General features: G+C 44.7%; 13 protein-coding genes. 7 read left to right on the top strand and 6 right to left on the bottom strand.

What is annotated here, in order from left to right; translation table 11 throughout:
• The first annotated feature begins 330 nt into the window (after positions 1 to 330).
• The 4 genes from G457_RS23000 (at position 331) to G457_RS0119265 (ending at position 5,202) form a co-directional block, all read left to right on the top strand.
• The gene (locus tag G457_RS23000; protein WP_211230243.1) at positions 331 to 480 is read left to right on the top strand and encodes a hypothetical protein; all 150 of its coding nucleotides are present in this window, start codon (positions 331 to 333) and stop codon (positions 478 to 480) included.
• On the top strand, positions 477 to 1,334 hold the full coding sequence (locus tag G457_RS0119275; protein ID WP_026947914.1) for a hypothetical protein: 858 nt from the start codon (positions 477 to 479) through the stop codon (positions 1,332 to 1,334). Before G457_RS23000 ends, G457_RS0119275 begins: the two co-directional genes overlap by 4 nt.
• A gap of 187 nt (positions 1,335 to 1,521) precedes the next feature.
• On the top strand, positions 1,522 to 4,452 hold the full coding sequence (locus G457_RS0119270; RefSeq protein ID WP_026947913.1) for a S9 family peptidase: 2,931 nt from the start codon (positions 1,522 to 1,524) through the stop codon (positions 4,450 to 4,452).
• 90 nt (positions 4,453 to 4,542) lie between these two features.
• Positions 4,543 to 5,202, top strand: a complete 660-nt coding sequence (locus tag G457_RS0119265; RefSeq protein WP_026947912.1) for a DUF3575 domain-containing protein — start codon at positions 4,543 to 4,545, stop codon at positions 5,200 to 5,202.
• A 103-nt stretch (positions 5,203 to 5,305) separates the two neighbouring features.
• Here the strand turns inward: G457_RS0119265 and G457_RS0119260 are convergent, their stop codons facing one another.
• Genes G457_RS0119260 through G457_RS0119250 form a run of 3 tightly spaced genes read right to left on the bottom strand, consistent with a single transcriptional unit; the run spans position 5,306 to position 6,721 of the window.
• Entirely contained in the window at positions 5,306 to 5,590 is a 285-nt protein-coding gene (locus G457_RS0119260; RefSeq protein ID WP_026947911.1) for a hypothetical protein, read from the bottom strand.
• Between the two features lie 55 nt (positions 5,591 to 5,645).
• Positions 5,646 to 6,392 carry a P-loop NTPase family protein gene (locus G457_RS0119255; RefSeq protein ID WP_026947910.1) on the bottom strand — a complete coding sequence of 249 codons (747 nt, stop codon included), beginning with the start codon at positions 6,390 to 6,392 and terminating at the stop codon, positions 5,646 to 5,648.
• Positions 6,393 to 6,397: 5 nt separating this feature from the next.
• Positions 6,398 to 6,721 (bottom strand): hypothetical protein, encoded by a 324-nt coding sequence (locus tag G457_RS0119250; RefSeq protein WP_051260925.1) that lies wholly within the window; start codon positions 6,719 to 6,721, stop codon positions 6,398 to 6,400.
• A 234-nt stretch (positions 6,722 to 6,955) separates the two neighbouring features.
• Between G457_RS0119250 and G457_RS22000 the strand changes: the two genes are divergently transcribed.
• Positions 6,956 to 9,340: an outer membrane beta-barrel family protein gene (locus G457_RS22000; protein ID WP_051260924.1), complete on the top strand. Its 2,385-nt coding sequence runs from the start codon at positions 6,956 to 6,958 to the stop codon at positions 9,338 to 9,340.
• 70 nt (positions 9,341 to 9,410) lie between these two features.
• A complete protein-coding gene (locus tag G457_RS0119240) occupies positions 9,411 to 11,591 on the top strand; it encodes a DUF5916 domain-containing protein (RefSeq protein WP_026947908.1) in 2,181 nt (726 codons plus the stop codon).
• Here G457_RS0119240 and G457_RS0119235 read toward each other — a convergent pair.
• The 3 genes from G457_RS0119235 to G457_RS21990 form a co-directional block, all read right to left on the bottom strand.
• A complete protein-coding gene (locus G457_RS0119235; RefSeq protein WP_026947907.1) occupies positions 11,588 to 12,154 on the bottom strand; it encodes a pyridoxamine 5'-phosphate oxidase family protein in 567 nt (188 codons plus the stop codon). The two genes, G457_RS0119240 and G457_RS0119235, sit on opposite strands and share 4 nt — an antisense overlap.
• Positions 12,154 to 12,336 carry a CPXCG motif-containing cysteine-rich protein gene (locus tag G457_RS22635; protein ID WP_026947906.1) on the bottom strand — a complete coding sequence of 61 codons (183 nt, stop codon included), beginning with the start codon at positions 12,334 to 12,336 and terminating at the stop codon, positions 12,154 to 12,156. Before G457_RS22635 ends, G457_RS0119235 begins: the two co-directional genes overlap by 1 nt.
• Positions 12,337 to 12,555: 219 nt before the next feature.
• Positions 12,556 to 15,672, bottom strand: coding sequence for a WD40/YVTN/BNR-like repeat-containing protein (locus tag G457_RS21990; protein ID WP_035484370.1), 3,117 nt, complete (start codon positions 15,670 to 15,672; stop codon positions 12,556 to 12,558).
• Between the two features lie 250 nt (positions 15,673 to 15,922).
• Here G457_RS21990 and G457_RS0119220 point away from each other — a divergent pair, with 250 nt between their 5' ends.
• A complete protein-coding gene (locus G457_RS0119220; RefSeq protein WP_026947905.1) occupies positions 15,923 to 17,065 on the top strand; it encodes an ATP-binding protein in 1,143 nt (380 codons plus the stop codon).
• The last annotated feature ends 169 nt before the right edge of the window (positions 17,066 to 17,234 follow it).

Raw genomic sequence — 17,234 nt, 5'->3', positions numbered from 1 at the left:
CTGAATTCAGATTGTAAGTTGTTGGACCTTCCAGGATTTAAAAACCTAGAAGGTTTTTTTAATCACCTCATTGCAGAAAAGCAACATAAAATCTACCCTGTGGACAGCGAGAATTTTTTAGGTTGGCAAGGGCCTTGATGCATTAACCTAGGATATTCATTCTCCATGGAGAGTACTTTGCAGGGACTAGGTACCATCGAATATATCTCAGAGACTTAATTACTAAATCTCTTATGCCTATCAATCAACAAATAAATCTTATCAGAGTAAAAATATCCTGTTAACTTGTTCGTTCAAGAATTTATTAATTGAACCTTATCAATCTGCTCTATGAAATCGAGCCTACCTGAAACAGACAGGCATGTCGAAAGTGACACACACTGGGATGCCCTGATTGACCGGGGAACTTATGCGAGATTCTCCCGAATCAAGTTCGGGACAAGCTATCTGACCTCTAAAAAACAAATTATAAACAGATGAAAAAAAGATTTTGGATAACGCTTCTTCTCCTGTTTCCCATTTCATTTGCTAGCATTTCTTTAGCCCAAAACACCCAAGAGTCCCGAACCTACTTTCCTGGAAATTATTCTACACAACCCATCATTACCTTCAAAGAAGGCTTTTTGAATCAAACCACCTACTACTTGGATGGGCAAAAATCCAATCCCGCAGAAGTAGCGGCCTTACTAAATTCTGTACAAAGTGAAGAGTTTAGATTTTCCGCCTACCAGCGAAAAAAGAATTGGGGTACTGCCATCAATCTCACAGGCTTGGCAGTAAGTATCGGTTCGGTTGCCTATCTATTTACCAACGAAATCACCCCGGCCAATGTCCGCCCTTGGTTTTGGGTAACTTTTGGTGGAGGAGTTGTACAGGGGACTGGGAGTATTCTGATTCGGGATGCAGACAGAAGAATCCGACGTTCGATCAATGATTTCAATGCCTATCATTATTCTGGAGGTGCAGATGCATTTCTGAGCATGGATATCATGGATGGTTTTTTGGGTCCAAAAATAAATGTCTACGAAGGTCCCATGCAGCTGGAAAGGGATCAGGTTCTAACACGATTTCAATCCAATCCGGAAGCTTTGCAGCTTTATGAGGAGGTTCTGAGAAGAGAAAAAGTAAGCACAGTAGCCAATGTAGTCAACTCAGCTCTAGGGATCGGGATTTTCTTCCTGGCAGTTGGTTTCGAATCCCAGTCTTCCAGTCAGAATGATCTGCTGATCCCCTTGACATTCACAGGAGTTGGGCTGAATATTTTTTCAAGATTTTACGAGCGAAAAACAAGAAATCTTACCCGAGAGGCCCTATACAAGTACAATTATCAGTAAGCCCAAAGACGACACATCAACAAAATTGATGAAACCGGGAAGAGATAATTAAGAGCTTCCGGCGATATCGGTATAAAATTCATTTTCGAAGATGCAATAATGTTGCTTTTTTGACTAGTTCTGACAAAATCACACAGGACTATCCTTTATTTTCCCTAATTTCCTGCTTCAGAAAAAAGATTTACCAATGATCAAAAGACACTTACTCACACTCTGGGCACTTTTCCTTGTTGCCAGTTTGGCAATCGCCCAAGACACCAAACCCATTACCTGGAAAGACATCCCCACCTGGAAATACATGCCAGGTTCAGCCTTTCAGCTCTCCCCCGATGGACAATGGATGGCCTATGGGCTTGTTCAGCTGGAAGGGAATGGAGAAATCATTCTTCAAAAAGTGGGGGACGAGGACTCCAAAAAGACTTTGAAAATCGGTTCGACCAGTTATCCTTCCATGCAATTCAGCGAGGATGGAAAGTGGTTTGCCTACACCGAATACCCGACTTTCTCTCAGAAAAAAGCCAATGAAAAGAGTAAAGGAAAACCGCTCAAGAACAAGGCTATTCTAGTCAAGCTGGGCACTGATGACAAAAAAGAATTCGAAAATGTTTCGAATTATTCATTCAATGGGGAAGCGGCGACCGTTTTAGCTATCAACCTATCCAAAGAAGGCAATGGAGATGCAAGAGGCTCGGATTTATTGATTTACCACCTCAATTCCGAGAAAGCACTCAACCTGGGTAATGTGGCTGATTTTTCCTTCAATAAAGCAGGGAATTACCTTGCCTACACGGTAGATGCAGCCAATCAATCCGGAAATGGTTTGTATTTGATGAATGTAGCAGCCAATAGCATGCAGATCTTGGATTCTGATAAGGCTTCCTACCGTTCCTTGGCTTGGACTGAAAAAGGAGATGCCTTTGCTGCTTTGAAAATGGTCAAAGACAAAAAGTACAAACAAGATAAGGGTCAGGTCATAGGTGTGAAAAACCTAGCCGCTCCTCAAGTGACGGTTTATAATCCGGAAAAGGATTCGGTCAATTTTGATCAAGACTACACCATTTCGCAAAACAGAAGACCTATGTGGTCTGAGGATTTGACTCGTCTGTTTTATGGCATTCACCCATTGGTTTTAGCCGAGAAAAAAGAGGAGGATAAGGAAGTGGACCAAGATTCGGTCAAGCAGGCTGAAGCTGAGGCCATGAAAAAAATCATGGCGGACACTACCATCAAATCCATCTCTGACCTCCAAAAAGCCATCGCCAAATTGGACTCCGGCAAGGTCAAAGACAAGAAGGAAAATGATGCCGATACTCCCGACATGACTATCTGGCACTGGAATGACAGCCGTCTTCAGTCAAGACAGCAGGTCATGCAGAATCAGGACAAAAACTACAGTTTCTGGGCCATGTATGATGTCAATGCAGGTAAGCATATTCAATTACAGGACAGCAGTATGCGTGACCTGAATATCCTAGACAAGCAGCGTTATGCCCTAGGAGCTGATTATTCAGCCTACGAACTGGATATGAATTTGGATGGACAGCGTTATCAGGATTTTTATATCGTGGATTTGAAAACCGGTGAGAAAAAGGAGCTTTTCAAGAAAATGTACCTCCCCAATTATTCTTCTTTTCCTCGTGAATCCCCGGATGGCACCAAATTGATTTATGGACTTGATGGCCATTACTACATCTATGACATTCCTACCGGCCAAAGCCGAAATATCACAGAGGGAATGCCCGTTTCCTTTATTAATGTCGAGGATGATCACAATATTGAAAAACCACTTTATGGAGCCTTGGGCTGGAGTTCGGACAGTAAATACGTTCTTCTCAGAGATGGATGGGACATCTGGCAGGTTCCTGCCATGGCTTCCAAGGAAACTCCCATCAATTTGACCGTAAATGGGAAAACCAACCAGATTCGCTATCAATACAGATTTGGTTTGGATCCTGAGGAAAAGGGCATCGACCTTAGCAAACCTGCATACATCCGCATGTACGGAGAGTGGACCAAGAAATCGGGTATCTCCCAGCTTTCTCCTGCCAAAAAAGGAGGAATGACCCCGGGTGCCAAGGTTTTGATTTGGGATGATTTCAATGTCGGTAATCTTTCCAAAGCGAAGAATGCAGAAACCTATTACTTCTTCCAGGAGAAATTCAACCAACCTACGCAGGTGTACTTGACAGACGCATCCCTTTCTGATCCCAAGCAAGTCACAAACAATGCTCCGGATGCAGAAAAATATGCCTGGTCTGCCGGAACTATGCTAATCGATTATGTCTCTGACAAGGGTGACAAATTGCAGGGTACGCTCTTTTTACCAGCTGGCTATGTGGAAGGCCAAAAGTATCCAACAGTAGTGTACTACTACGAAAAACTATCTCAAACCCGTCATAACTGGTCCAACCCAGGATACAGTGGAACAGGTTGGAACCCTAACGTCTATACTTCCAACGGATTTGCGGTCTTTATTCCGGACATCGTATACAAACTGGATGATCCGGGCATGTCTGCGGTTTGGTGTGTGATTCCTGCTGTGAAGGAAGCCATCAAAACAGGAGTCATTGACGAAAACAATATCGGAATCCACGGGCACTCTTGGGGTGGCTATCAAACTTCCTTCCTGATCACGCAGACGGATATGTTTAAGGCTGCTGCTGCTGGAGCTCCTTTGACCAATATGATTTCCATGTATGATTTGATCTATTGGAATTCGGGTGGTGGAAACATGTCCATCTTTGAAGCTTCACAGGGTAGATTCCGTGGTGGGCCTTGGGAAAACTGGGAAGCTTACGAGCGAAACAGCCCGGTGTACCATGTAAAAAATGTCAGCACTCCTCTCCTACTTCTGCACAATGACAAAGACGGAGCAGTGGACTTTACCCAAGGCATCGAGTATTATTCGGCCTTGAGAAGATTGAAAAAGCCAGTGGTAATGATGCAATACAAAGGCGAAAATCACGGTTTGAGTAAACTGGAAAACCGCAAGGATTACAGCGTGCGAATGATGGAGTTTTTCGACCATCATCTAAAAGGTGAAACTGCACCGGACTGGTGGAAAAGCGGAGTGAATCTGCTAGATCTCGAAGAGCATCTAAAGGAAAGAGCTTTTTAGCAGAAGTAAGAGAATAGAAAATAGAAGCAAGAGAAATCCCCCGGTAGAGCTATCGGGGGATTTTCTTTGAAAAGCTTTCTATTTTTGGTCATGCTACGAATTCTAACCCTGACTTTTTTTATCCTTGGCGTGGTGAGTACCTCCCAAGCCCAGCAGGATCTGGGGTTAGAAAAGCAGGTTTTGATAAAAGTATCACCTCTGAGTTTCTTCGAACCGGAGACGATCATTATCCAGGGAGGATTGGAGTATTTTTTCAGCAAGCAAGTCAGTATTCAATCTGAAATAGGAATAAATGGGGGACTATTCGGAATGCCAGCAGGAAGAGGGAAAAATGAGAATTTTGAAATTTGGCGGAGTAAAAGTGAGCTAAAATTCTACTCTAAAAAATACTACTGGGCAATCGAATTTTTTGTAGTCAATAAGGATTTTATTCGCCTCGACGACCACTACACTCCATTCAAGCAAGAAATTCATTACGATCGGGCTCGAATTGAATTTCAGGTATTTGGAGGAGGTCTGAAGTTTGGAAAGCAGCTTTTCACGTCCAAGAATATAGTCATGGACATGTATGGAGGTTTGGGGATACGAAGTAGGTTTCGAGATGTGCAAATCATAGAGTTAGCTGAATTCCAAAGCCGGGAATTTTTTGAAATCGGGAGCCCTTTCGCAGAGCGCTATAGATTTACAGGTTGGGATGCTGTGCCCCAACTTTCACTGGGAATGAAGTTGGGAATTCTTCCGGGTAAATAATCTTGCGTTGTGAGAATTGATAAAGCTGGACCTACAGCTATTGAGACTACTGTATATCGCCCTGCTTTATACAGGACATTTGATAGGACTGGAAAGCTGATATTCACTCATTCCCCTGCAGATTCAGATTATTGAGCCCATTCCAGGCGATCATTTCTTCTTCTGCAATCTCCATAGCTTTGACCACGTATTGAAGGCTTTGTATATTGGGATCAGAGGCATGATCAAAATCGCTGGATCTAAAAGAGAAAAGCTCTCCTTCATCAAACAGCTCATCGATATCTTTGAATTCGGAAGCCATTGCCACATTGATCAATGTTGTAAAAACCTGGATTTTAGCATTTTCTAAAGCTTCAAATGCCTCTTTTACTTTTTCCTGATAGTTCATCTTTCGATTAGTTTAAGTAGAAATTCCATTTTTGGTTGGCTTGAAGGGCTTGCTTTCACCCTAGGTAGTGGTGATAGGCCGACCGAAACTCAGATTTGTATCGGGAATGGACTTCCAAGGGAACCAAACCGAAAATCGGGTATTTGTCTAAGAGTGCAGTAAAAGCTTCCTTGAAATTATCGAACTCTTCGATGTAGACCACTCCCTCTTTTTTCTCAAACTCAAAGTCAGGCTCAAAGTCAAAATACCCATTTTCATCCGTAGTGAAGAAAAACCGATCCTGACTTCCCTTTTTGAATCGGAAAAAGCTGATCGTGCCTCCCTGCCAGCCAATTTCACAAATCCGGTCAAAGTCCAGATTGAACTCCACATCTTCCAGCACTCCCATGAAGATGAGTTCGGTATCCTCTTTTATTTTTGATGAAGGAAAATAGGCTAATCCGGCTTTTTGAACCCGGTTCCAAGCCTCATCCGCTTCACAAGTCAGCGCAATCACCTCGGTTCTTATCCCCAGAGATTTAGCTTTCTTGATCATCGCAAAAAGCCCATCATCATAGCTATCCGTGTAGTACTCGACTACTACTTCTTCCCCCTCCATCAGGGCCATAAATGCTTCGCTGCAGGAGGCATTGATTGCTTGCAGCTCCTGATCCCCATCTTCCATCGCTTGATAGCTCCCAAAAAGCTCTTTTGCTTTCCTCGCTATATTGAAAATGCAGACCTCTCTCTTTTCGGCATACTCCCGCTCAATAAAACTACTCTTTCCTACCCCACTTGGCCCGATGACAAATATTACTTTCATGACAATCAGTGGTTCTTGGCATAATCCCACATCACTCCCCAGATGTCATGATAGGCAGACAGTTTGTCTCGCTGCTCCGGGTTCTGAGCGATGGCATTTTTGAAATTTGGATAGTCTATTTCCCACACCTGCTTAGAAATGACCGATACCGCTTCCTGTTTACTGACATGGACCCGGTAGCCATAGTCTGCTTCGGGAGTTTCGATGATGCTTTCCTTCGGAAAAAGTGATTCCAAATCCTTTTTTACCCGAGCTCGAAAAAGTACCTGATCTGGCTTGTCTCTATGCTGTACGATAGAAACAAACCCATTTTTACTGGCAATCCACATTTTGATTTTGAATTGATTACAGGAATAAATCTACGGGCAAAAGAATTATCGAACTAACTTTTGACAGTAAGTGTCGCTGAATAGTTGTGATAGCATTTATTAGATCCCTGCTTTTTTCAACTCAAAATTTTCTCCTGCCATTGATCAAAAAGAGAGGTTATATCCCCAAATAACGAGGTAATTTTGAATCCCAATTTGGCAGACCAACCATTTGCCCTCCCAGCCTGAAAACCTATGCACCGCCCAAAAAGCCTCCTTCGGTATTACCTTGCCGTTTTTGCACTATTTCTTTTAGAAAGTAGTACTGCTTTCTCTCAAGGGAAACTACGAGGGATGGTTCAAGACCAAACCTCCAAACAAGCCCTGCCTTTTGCCTCAGTAGCCGTTTATTCAGAAAGAGACAGTCTGATTGGAGGTGGAATTACAGAAGACAACGGAAGCTTTTCCATTGACCTTCCTTTGGGAAAGTTTTATGCTTTGGTGGAGTTTATGGGTTTTGACTCCTTCAAAAGCTCAGTCTTTGAGCTCTCCAAAGCAAATGCAAATGTCAACTTAGGAACTGTCACCCTTCAAGCATCTGATCAGAAACTGGATGAGGTAGTCGTCCAAGGCGAAAAGACTTTGATGGAGCTTTCTCTGGACAAGCGCATTTTTAATGTGGGGAAAGATTTGGCAAATGCCGGAGGTACCGCCACGGATATTTTGATGAACTTACCTTCAGTAGCAGTAGATACCGAAGGTAATGTCAGCCTTCGCGGCTCCTCCAATGTCCGGATTTTGATCGACGGAAAACCTTCTGGACTCGTCAGCTTCAAAGGCTCTTCAGGGCTCAGACAGCTGCAAGCCAATATGGTAGAGCGGGTCGAGGTCATCACCAATCCCTCCGCCCGTTACGAAGCCGAAGGCATGGCTGGAGTCATCAACATCATCCTGAAAAAAGACAGTAATCAGGGTTTTAACGGTTCCTTTGAGGTGATTGCAGGTACCCCGCTCAACTTGGGTTTTTCCACCAATCTGAATTACCGTAAAAACCGCATCAACTGGTTTATCAATTACAGCTTCGCCCGACGCTATCAGCCCTACGTCAGTGAGCAGTATCAGGAAGTTTACGAAAACGGTGAAACACTCATTCTCAGTCAGGCCAATGCCGGTGAACTCCGAGGCTGGAACAATAGCATCCGGGGAGGACTCGACTATTTTTTCTCCGAGCAAAGCATTTTCACCGCTTCCTACCTCTGGAGGAGAACTGACGGTAGAAGAATCACCGACATCCGCTACGACGACTACCTGAATTCTCTGGACAACTTCCAAGGCTATTCCCTACGCAGGCAGGATGAAAAGGAAAAAGAGCCCAACTCCGAGATCGCTTTGAACTACAAGCGGACTTTTGGGCAAAAAGGACATGAATTGACCGCCAATTTTACCTATCTGAACTACTGGGAAAATTCCGATCAGCTTTTTACCGAGTTCCGATTTGATGCCAATGGACAGCCTGTACCTGAGGAAGATTTGGTTCAAACTTCACTAAATGATGAATTTGAAAATCAGTACCTCTTTCAGCTGGATTATGTCAAGCCAATCGGTTCGGAAGGCAAATTTGAAACCGGACTTCGGACCAGCTTTCGGGAAATGGAAAATGACTTCATCGTCTCCGAAGAAAACGAAAGCGGAGAATTGGTCCCTTTGCCCGGACTGGACAATATTTTCCTCTACAATGAAAATATCCTTGCTGCCTATGGAATTCTCGGCAACAAAACCGGAGACTGGACCTATCAGGCAGGGCTTCGCGTAGAGCATACCGATGTGGAAACCATCCTTGCCGAAACCAACGAGCGCAACCCCAGAAACTACACCAATCTTTTCCCAAGTGCTCATTTGACTTACAATATCTCTGAGGAAAACGCTTTCCAACTCAGCTACTCTCGAAGAGTGAGAAGGCCGGTTTACAATGACCTCAGTCCTTATGTGACATTTTCCGATCAGCGTAATTTCTTCAGCGGTAATCCGGACCTCGACCCGGAATTTACCGATGCCTTTGAGTTGGGGCACATCAAGTATTTCGAGAAAGGAACCCTGTTTTCCACCGCTTACTTCCGAAATACAGTAGATAAAATCGAGCGGATCCGAACAGTCAATGAGGAAGGTTTTGCGACCACTTTGCCTTACAATCTGAATGGGGAAAAATCCTTTGGCCTGGAATTCAGTGCCGATTACCGGCCCAAAGACTGGTGGAAGCTGGATTTGAACCTGAACTTCTTCCATGCTGACATTGACGGAAGCAATGTGCAGGCAGATTTTGAGGCAAGGACTACCTCATTCCTTGCCCGGCAGACTTCCAGATTCACCTTGGATGGAGGTTGGGATTTGCAGCTGCGCGCAAATTACGATGCCCGTCAAAAAACAGCTCAGGGAGTACGAAAAGGCATCTTTTTCATTGACCTTTCTGCAAGTAAGCAAATCATGCAGGAGCGAGGCAGGCTGATATTGACTGCCAATGATATCTTCAATTCCCGAAGAAACCGCTACATCATCGAGGGAGAAAACTTCTTCACCGAAGGAGACTCACAGTTTATCCGACGCCAGATCAATCTGACCTTCTCCTACCAAATCAATCCATAAAACCCTTCCTTTTGCGAACCTGACACTGAAATCCAAGCCATCCTTTCTCAATTTTGGGAGGCTAAATGCCATGCTCCGATTTACCGCTTCACTTCTCTTCCTTTCCCTGGTTTGCAATAGTCAAGTTCAGGCTCAAAAAATCAATGATGCCTACCGCCTCCACATGAAGCGGGCTACATCTCCGATTTTGATCGACGGAGTGATGGATGAGCAAGCTTGGGAAGATGCTGAGGTGGCCTCCGACTTTTTTATGATCACACCGATGGATACCAGCTTTGCACAGGTGCAGACGGACGTCCGGATGACTTACGATGATCAAAATCTATATCTCATCGTGGTCAATCATCATCTGTTGGAGGGACCTTACATGGTCGAGTCGCTTCGAAGAGACTTCTCTTTTGGTAAAAACGACAACTTCCTGCTATTCATGGACCCATTTGATGATCAGACCAACGGCTTCACCTTCGGCGCAAATGCCGCCGGAGCCCAATGGGATGGAATCATGTTCAACGGAGGATCGGTGGATTTGAGCTGGGATAACAAATGGACCTCTAAAGTCAGCAATTACGAAGACAAATGGATCTTTGAGGCGGCCATTCCTTTCAAGTCCATCCGCTACAAAAAAGGCATCAAAGAATGGGGAATCAACTTCTCCCGACTGGATCTAAAAGCCACCGAAAAATCAGGCTGGGCGCCCGTACCCCGTCAATTTCCTTCAGCTTCTTTGGCTTACACAGGCGTATTGGTTTGGGATGAGGCCCCTCCGGAGGCCGGAGCCAATGTTTCCGTCATCCCCTACCTGCTGGGAGGGGTGTCCAAAGATTTCGAATCGGAGGGAGAAACCCAGTATCGGAGGGAGTTTGGAATGGATGCCAAGATTGCCCTGACTTCTTCATTGAATCTGGACTTGACGGTGAACCCGGACTTTTCTCAGGTAGAAGTGGATAGGCAAGTAACCAATCTGGATCGTTTTGAGCTATTTTTCCCCGAGAGAAGGCAGTTTTTTCTTGAAAACGGAGACCTCTTCGCCAACTTTGGCTACAGCACCATTCGGCCCTTTTTCTCCAGAAGAATCGGTCTCAATGCGCCCATCCAATTTGGAGCCCGACTCAGTGGAAAGATCAACAAGGACTGGCGTATAGGTGCCATGAATATGCAAACTGGAGCCGTCGACTCAGAAGGCCTTCCTTCCCAAAACTTCACAGTCCTTTCTCTTCAAAGGCAGGTTGGTGCCCGCTCCAATATCACCGGCATCCTGATCAACAAGCAATCCCTGAACTACAACCCGGACCCCGAATCTGAGCATCCAGTCTACAGCCAATTCAACCGCAATGCAGGTCTGGAATACAATTTGGCTTCCTCCAATAACCTTTGGACAGGAAAAGCCATGGTGCTGAAAAGCTTTGGGCCGGACGGGACACAGGAAGGCTTTGTCCATGCCGCCAATCTCCGCTACGCTTCAGGAAACCTAACCTGGAATTGGCAACATGAGTATGTGTCTGAAAATTACACTGCTGAGGTGGGCTTTGTACCCAGAAATGGCTTTTACAAGATAAGCCCGACGGTAGGTTATCGCTGGTTTCCCAAAAGCGAAAAAATCCTTTCTCATGGACCCGATGTGGGAACTACCTTCTTTTTCAATACTACGGGCGAACAAACCGACAATACCACCTATGCAGCCTACAATGTCAAATGGAGAAGCCAAAGTACATTCATGCTTTGGGCAGGTTATGATTTTGTAAAGCTGCAACGGCCTTTTGACCCAACCAATTTCTCGGGAGAAACCCTGCCCGCAGGAACCATTCACACTTGGAGAGCATGGGGCACCGAGTATGCTTCCAAGCCTCAAAGTCTATTCACTTACAGCTTCTCCACTCGGATGGGTGGCTACTACGCCGATGGGGATCGGTACAACATCAGCACCGAGCTGGGCTATCGATTCCAGCCCTATGTCAGCATAGCCATGAGCACCAATTACAACCGGATCGTGCTGCCTGAGCCCTGGAATACGACCAATTTCTGGTTGGTCGGCCCTAGGGTAGATGTGACGATGACCAACACGCTCTTTTTCACGGCCTTTGTACAATACAATGAGCAGATCAAAAACATCAACCTGAATACCCGCTTCCAGTGGAGATTTCAGCCGGCTTCGGACTTATTTATCGTGTACACAGATAATTATCTACCCGCACCATTTTATACCAAAAACCGCTCAATCGTGCTGAAATTCACCTATTGGTGGAATGTTTAGGGTACCAACCAAGCCCCTTTCCAATCCTTATCCTTGGAAAACATCAATCGAAGATGTCCTTTTCTTCGAAGCTGTAAAACCTCGATTTCCAAAGGCTCCAACTCCAAAACGCAGAAAAAGTGATTTTCTAAATCTCCTTGGTTCCATCCTTCCTGAGGACTAGAAATGGGTGTTCCCGGAGCTTGGGCAGCGGTATATTCTGACCTTCGGTGGGCAGGGATTGCTTTCCAGATTTCTTTAGCCAAATCATCCTGAAAATGAAGCTTAGCCAGAGTCTTTACCCGTACTTGAACCTGCTTTTTGGGATGGTAAAAATGAAGAGAAGCATTCGGATTTTGCTGTAAGTCCGAGCACTTTTCAGACCGATAATCGGTGTAGACAAAGAAATTAAGGTCTTCATTGACTATCCGCAGAACCACAGTTCGTACGGAAGGAAATTCGCCTGGAACCGTCCCCAAATTAACCCAATGAAAGGGATGCTTGGCATCTAATGCCCCGCGATGTAATTCGTGCTTGACCGCTTGCCAGATTTCTTCCAAAGTATCTGTATCCTTAAAAAGCATTATTGTTCGATGGAATTTGCTTCAAAATAGACCAATTCTCCCTCTTCAAACTCAACCTGAAGCTCAATGGGATTGCAGCAAACTTCGCAATCCTCAATGTACTCCTGCCTGGAAACCGAGGGATCAAGCAACATGGAAATCTCCTGAAAGCAATGGGGACATTGGAAGAAATGTTCATACATGGAAATAAAACAGGTAAAAGGGTAAAAAGTTAAGGCCTGGATTACAAACCCAAGCCTTATTTTAATTACAGCTATCCTGCTTTTGGAAAAGCAAGACAGCTTGTAACGTTATCGCGAGTGAAGCGAAGCCCGCCTCCCGGGGACAGGAGATCTCTAACTAAAATGAGATTGCTTCACTTCGTTCGCAATGACGATTATTACCGAAATAATCTTACCTCCTTAATCCTTCTTCGGCCCTAAAATCGGAATTTTTTGGTCGATAATGGACTTTTCTAAGGCTTGGGTAGAAGCCATTACCCCTTCGACTTGCCCTTTGACTTTTTCATAAACATCCATAAGATCTTTGACTCGTTGCTTTTGGCCCTCGGTGATCGGAGGTTCACCTTCATTGATTGCTCCATAAATATGCAAGAGGTCGGCATCCAGTTTATTCGGGAAATTAATCACATCCTGGAAGGTCTTCTGCTTAGTCTGAATCAATTCTGACTCAGCTTCATCGATAGCGGAAATGACTTCCTTGGCCTGAGTATGCCAAGCCTCATACTTTTCTGAATCGACTCGACTTTGCAAATCTGTGATCTGTGTGCGAATACTGCGTAAATCTTCAGCCATCGAACGGGTATCAATGATCGCTTCTCGAAGGCTCGTCAACTGAGCATCCTGCTCTTGATACTGTGCAGCTGTAGCGGTCCATCTTGGGTCGGGCTTTACTTCTATTCCCTTGCTGATCTTCTGATCCCCATAGCGCATCACGAGCTTGTATTTGCCAGGAATCACTCGCTGAGCCGAAGAACCGATTCCTGAAAACACACCTTTTACCGATTCAAAAGACTCCAGACTCAAATCCCAATTCATGCGGTTCATACCCGTCTTCTTTTTGATTATTCCTGTTTTGGCATCCGAATCAGTCGTGAATTTGCGAAGCACTTTTCCGCTCATATCCTGAAATTCTGCTTCCAAAAGCACCGAATCCACATTTTCCTTTAAGTAATACATCACTGAAAATCCAGGATAAGGATTCTGCCCTACTTGTGGATTATTTCCACGGAAAGCAAAATCACGAATCGCAGCCTCAGGTTCGTAAACGTAGAAGTCAGCCTCTGCAGCAGCTTTCAATTCATACAATGGATTCAAATCATCCATAACCCAAAATGCCCTTCCAGAAGTAGCAATGACCATGTCATTGTCCTGAATCATTAGGTCATTGATGGGCACTATCGGTAAATTCTGCTGGAATTTTTCCCATTGTTGCCCTCCATTGAAAGAGACATAGAGACCCGTCTCTGTACCTGCATACAGCAAGTCCTTTTGGTTAGGATCTTCCCGTACTACCCTTACAAAAGCTTCCTCTGCTATTCCATTCACCAAGCGGGTCCAAGTGGCGCCGTAATCGGTCGATTTGAAAATATGAGGGGTGAAGTCATTGTATTTGTAACTGGTAAAGGCCACATAAACGGTCGCTGGATCATGAGGAGATACGTCGATCTGATTGACCATGCCTTCCGGAGTATTGGGGATGGTGATATTGGACCAGCTTTCCCCTCCGTCTTGAGTCACATGAAGCAAACCGTCATCCGCGCCTGCATACAAAACGTCCGGAGTATGCGGAGATTCTGCCAAATACATAATCGTATGGAAAACCTCTCCGCCAGCACCCTCATTGGTAATCGGACCTCCACCATAATCCAGATTGGCAGGGTCATTCTTGGTCAGATCCGGCGAAACTTCCTCCCAGCTTAATCCTCGATTGGTCGTCTTCAAGATCACATTTCCGGCATGGTAAATCACCGAAGGATCATGCTTGGAAGCAATGATAGGTGCATTCCAGTTGAATCGATACTTGACTTCAGCTGGCTTGGAAGCCAAACCTTGGTAAGGATAGGCCATCACATCCTTTTCCTGCTTGGTCTTTGCGATCCACTCCGTGATGATGCCCTGATAACAGCCTGAATAGATATAAATGGGGTTTTTCGGATCGAAGGCAGAAAAAGCAGACTCGCAGCCTCCAACGGGATAAAACTCCTCCCAACCAATTCCTGAACCATTGGCACGGGAAGCAATGGATACGGACGAGTTGTCCTGCTGACCTCCATAAATGCGATAAGGGAATTGCTGATCCACATTTACCCGATAGAATTGAGCAGTAGGCTGATTATCCTGACGGGACCAATTTTTACCGCCATCGATAGATACGTTTCCTCCCCCGTCATTGGCATTAACCATGTATTGGGGATGCTCCGGATTGATCCAAAGCTGATGATTGTCACCATGACGGGTTCGGAGATTGACAAATGTCTTCCCCCCATCCTTGGACTCCACCAAAGGCGCATTCATAATGTAAACTGTCTCCGGCTCGGTAGGATGAGCCAAAATATGCATGTAATACCAAGATCGGGCCCGAAGGAGTCGATCCTCATTGACCAATTTCCAAGTTTTCCCCGCATCATTAGATCGGTAAAGCCCACCGTCTTCGGCTTCGATGATAGCCCAGACGATATTGTTATTGGCACGGGAAACGGATATTCCGATTTTCCCCATCACTCCTTTAGGAAGACCTTCGCTAAGTTTGGTCCAGGTTTTTCCCATATCCGAGGACTTGTAGATTCCTGAACCCGGGCCTCCACTCTGTACCTTCCAGGGAAATCTTCGATGATCCCAATAGGCAGCATAGATCATTCGTGGATTTGTCATATCCATGCTCAGATCCGAAACACCGGAATTTTCATCCACATAATGGACTTTCTCCCAAGTTTCCCCTCCGTCTTCCGAGCGGTAGATTCCCCGGGCATCGGTCGCGCCGTATGGACTTCCCTGTCCACCCACGATGACTAGGTCAGGATTGCTTGGATGAACTACAATCTTGGAAATCTGTCGGACCTCAGAAAGCCCTATGTGCTTCCAGGTTTTTCCTCCATCCACTGATTTGTAGACTCCATCTCCATGAGATGTCATCACTCCTCTGACAGGCGCTTCTCCCATTCCTACATAGACTACATTAGGATCGGACTCTGCTACAGTGATAGCACCGACAGAAGCAGTTCCGAAAAAACCATCGGAGACATTAAACCAGCTTTCACCGGCATCGGTGGTCTTCCAGACACCCCCGACCGAACCTTGATAGAAAGTCATGGGTTCCTGAACTACTCCTGCCACGGCCGTAGCCCGACCTCCACGGAAAGGTCCGACGAGACGAAACTCCATGGCATTATAAAGGGCGGTGTCATAAGTGGCTTCTTGAGCCGGCTCAGATTTCTTTTTGGATTTCTGTGAAAAGGCGCTTTCGGGTGAAAAAAGCAAAAGCAACCCTAGTAAAAGAGGGCTAAATTTTAAACGCATGATTGATTGGGTTTGGTGGTAAGCAGTAAGTTACAAAAGGCTAAGAAAAATCAGAGTAGAAAGCTAAAATTAGCTTTCTCAAAAGCAAACAACTGACGGAATTTACATGAATTAGGTCAACTGACTGACGGAATTAACATTAATTGCGTCAAATAACTGACGGAATTAACATAAATTACGTCAACTTAATTTGGATTTATTGAATGAATGAGTCAATTTTAGACTGATATTCAGTGATATAAGATATTTAATGGTAATTTATCCAAGAGCGATTCAGGAAGTTTTTGAAAAAAAGCTAAGACCCAACAAGGTGCTGATGCTGATCGGCCCAAGAAGAGTGGGAAAGACTGCCTTTATCCGAGACTTTATTTCCCAATGGAAATCAGAAGAAACACTCACCCTAAACGGCGATGACGTCTCAGACGCGGCATTGGTTCAGGAAAGGTCTGTCTCAAATTATACCCGATTGCTGGCAGGTAAAAAACTGCTTGTCATCGACGAGGCGCAGCATATACCTGATATTGGGATGACTCTAAAGCTAATCGTAGATACCATCGAAGGAATTCATGTGATCGCTACGGGATCTTCAGCTTTTGATCTTCATCAGCAAGTGGGTGAGCCACTGGTCGGACGGAAAAACACCCTTTACCTTTTTCCTTTAGCTCAAATGGAATTCAAAGAGCGGGAAGATTATAAGACCACGTTGGAAAAGCGTGAAGAGCGACTAATTTTTGGAGGCTATCCTGAGTTAAACCAATATCCGGACTGGAAAGATAAAGAGGATTATCTCTACCAAATCATGAATGATTATCTACTGAAGGACATTTTGATGGTGGACGGAATCAGAAACTCAGAGAAGCTTTATTCCTTGCTGAGACTTATCGCCTTTCAAGTGGGGAAAGAAGTCTCACTAGAAGAGCTGGGCCGTCAACTCAGCATGTCCAAAAATACGGTAGAACGATACTTGGATATGCTATCCAAAGTTTTTGTGGTATACCGAATAGGCGGATTCAGCAAAAATTTGAGAAAAGAAATCGTCAAAAACAGCCGTTGGTACTTTTATGACAATGGCGTACGAAATGCCTTGATTCAGAACTTCAATCGTCTGAATCTAAGAATGGATGTGGGAGAATTATGGGAAAACTATTTGGCAGCTGAGCGCCTGAAATTCCAGAGCTATACTCAAATGCGCTGCAATAATTACTTCTGGAGAACTTACGATCAGCAAGAATTGGATTGGGTGGAAGAAGAAGGTGATCAATTACGAAGCTACGAATTCAAATACTCCCTAAATAAAACTCCAAAAGCCCCTACTGCTTGGTCAAAAGCCTATCCTCAAGCGCACTTTGAAGTGATTCATTCGGGAAATTATTTGGATTGGATTGGGGGATAAAAAGAACCCCAATCTACTTTCAAAACCTGTATTAAAAAGTGATTTAGAATTGATTAACTCTACCACCAAAACCGGATCCATCATTGAAAATGAAAAGGCTTCAAATCCAGAATTTTCAAGGCTTAATCTATGCGACTCCTTACCCTTGAACTCTGCAACCGAAGTAGAA

It is taken from the genome of Algoriphagus marincola DSM 16067, from assembly GCF_000429405.1.
Lineage (GTDB): Bacteria > Bacteroidota > Bacteroidia > Cytophagales > Cyclobacteriaceae > Algoriphagus > Algoriphagus marincola.
This window is presented reverse-complemented; position numbering and strand designations above follow the sequence as displayed.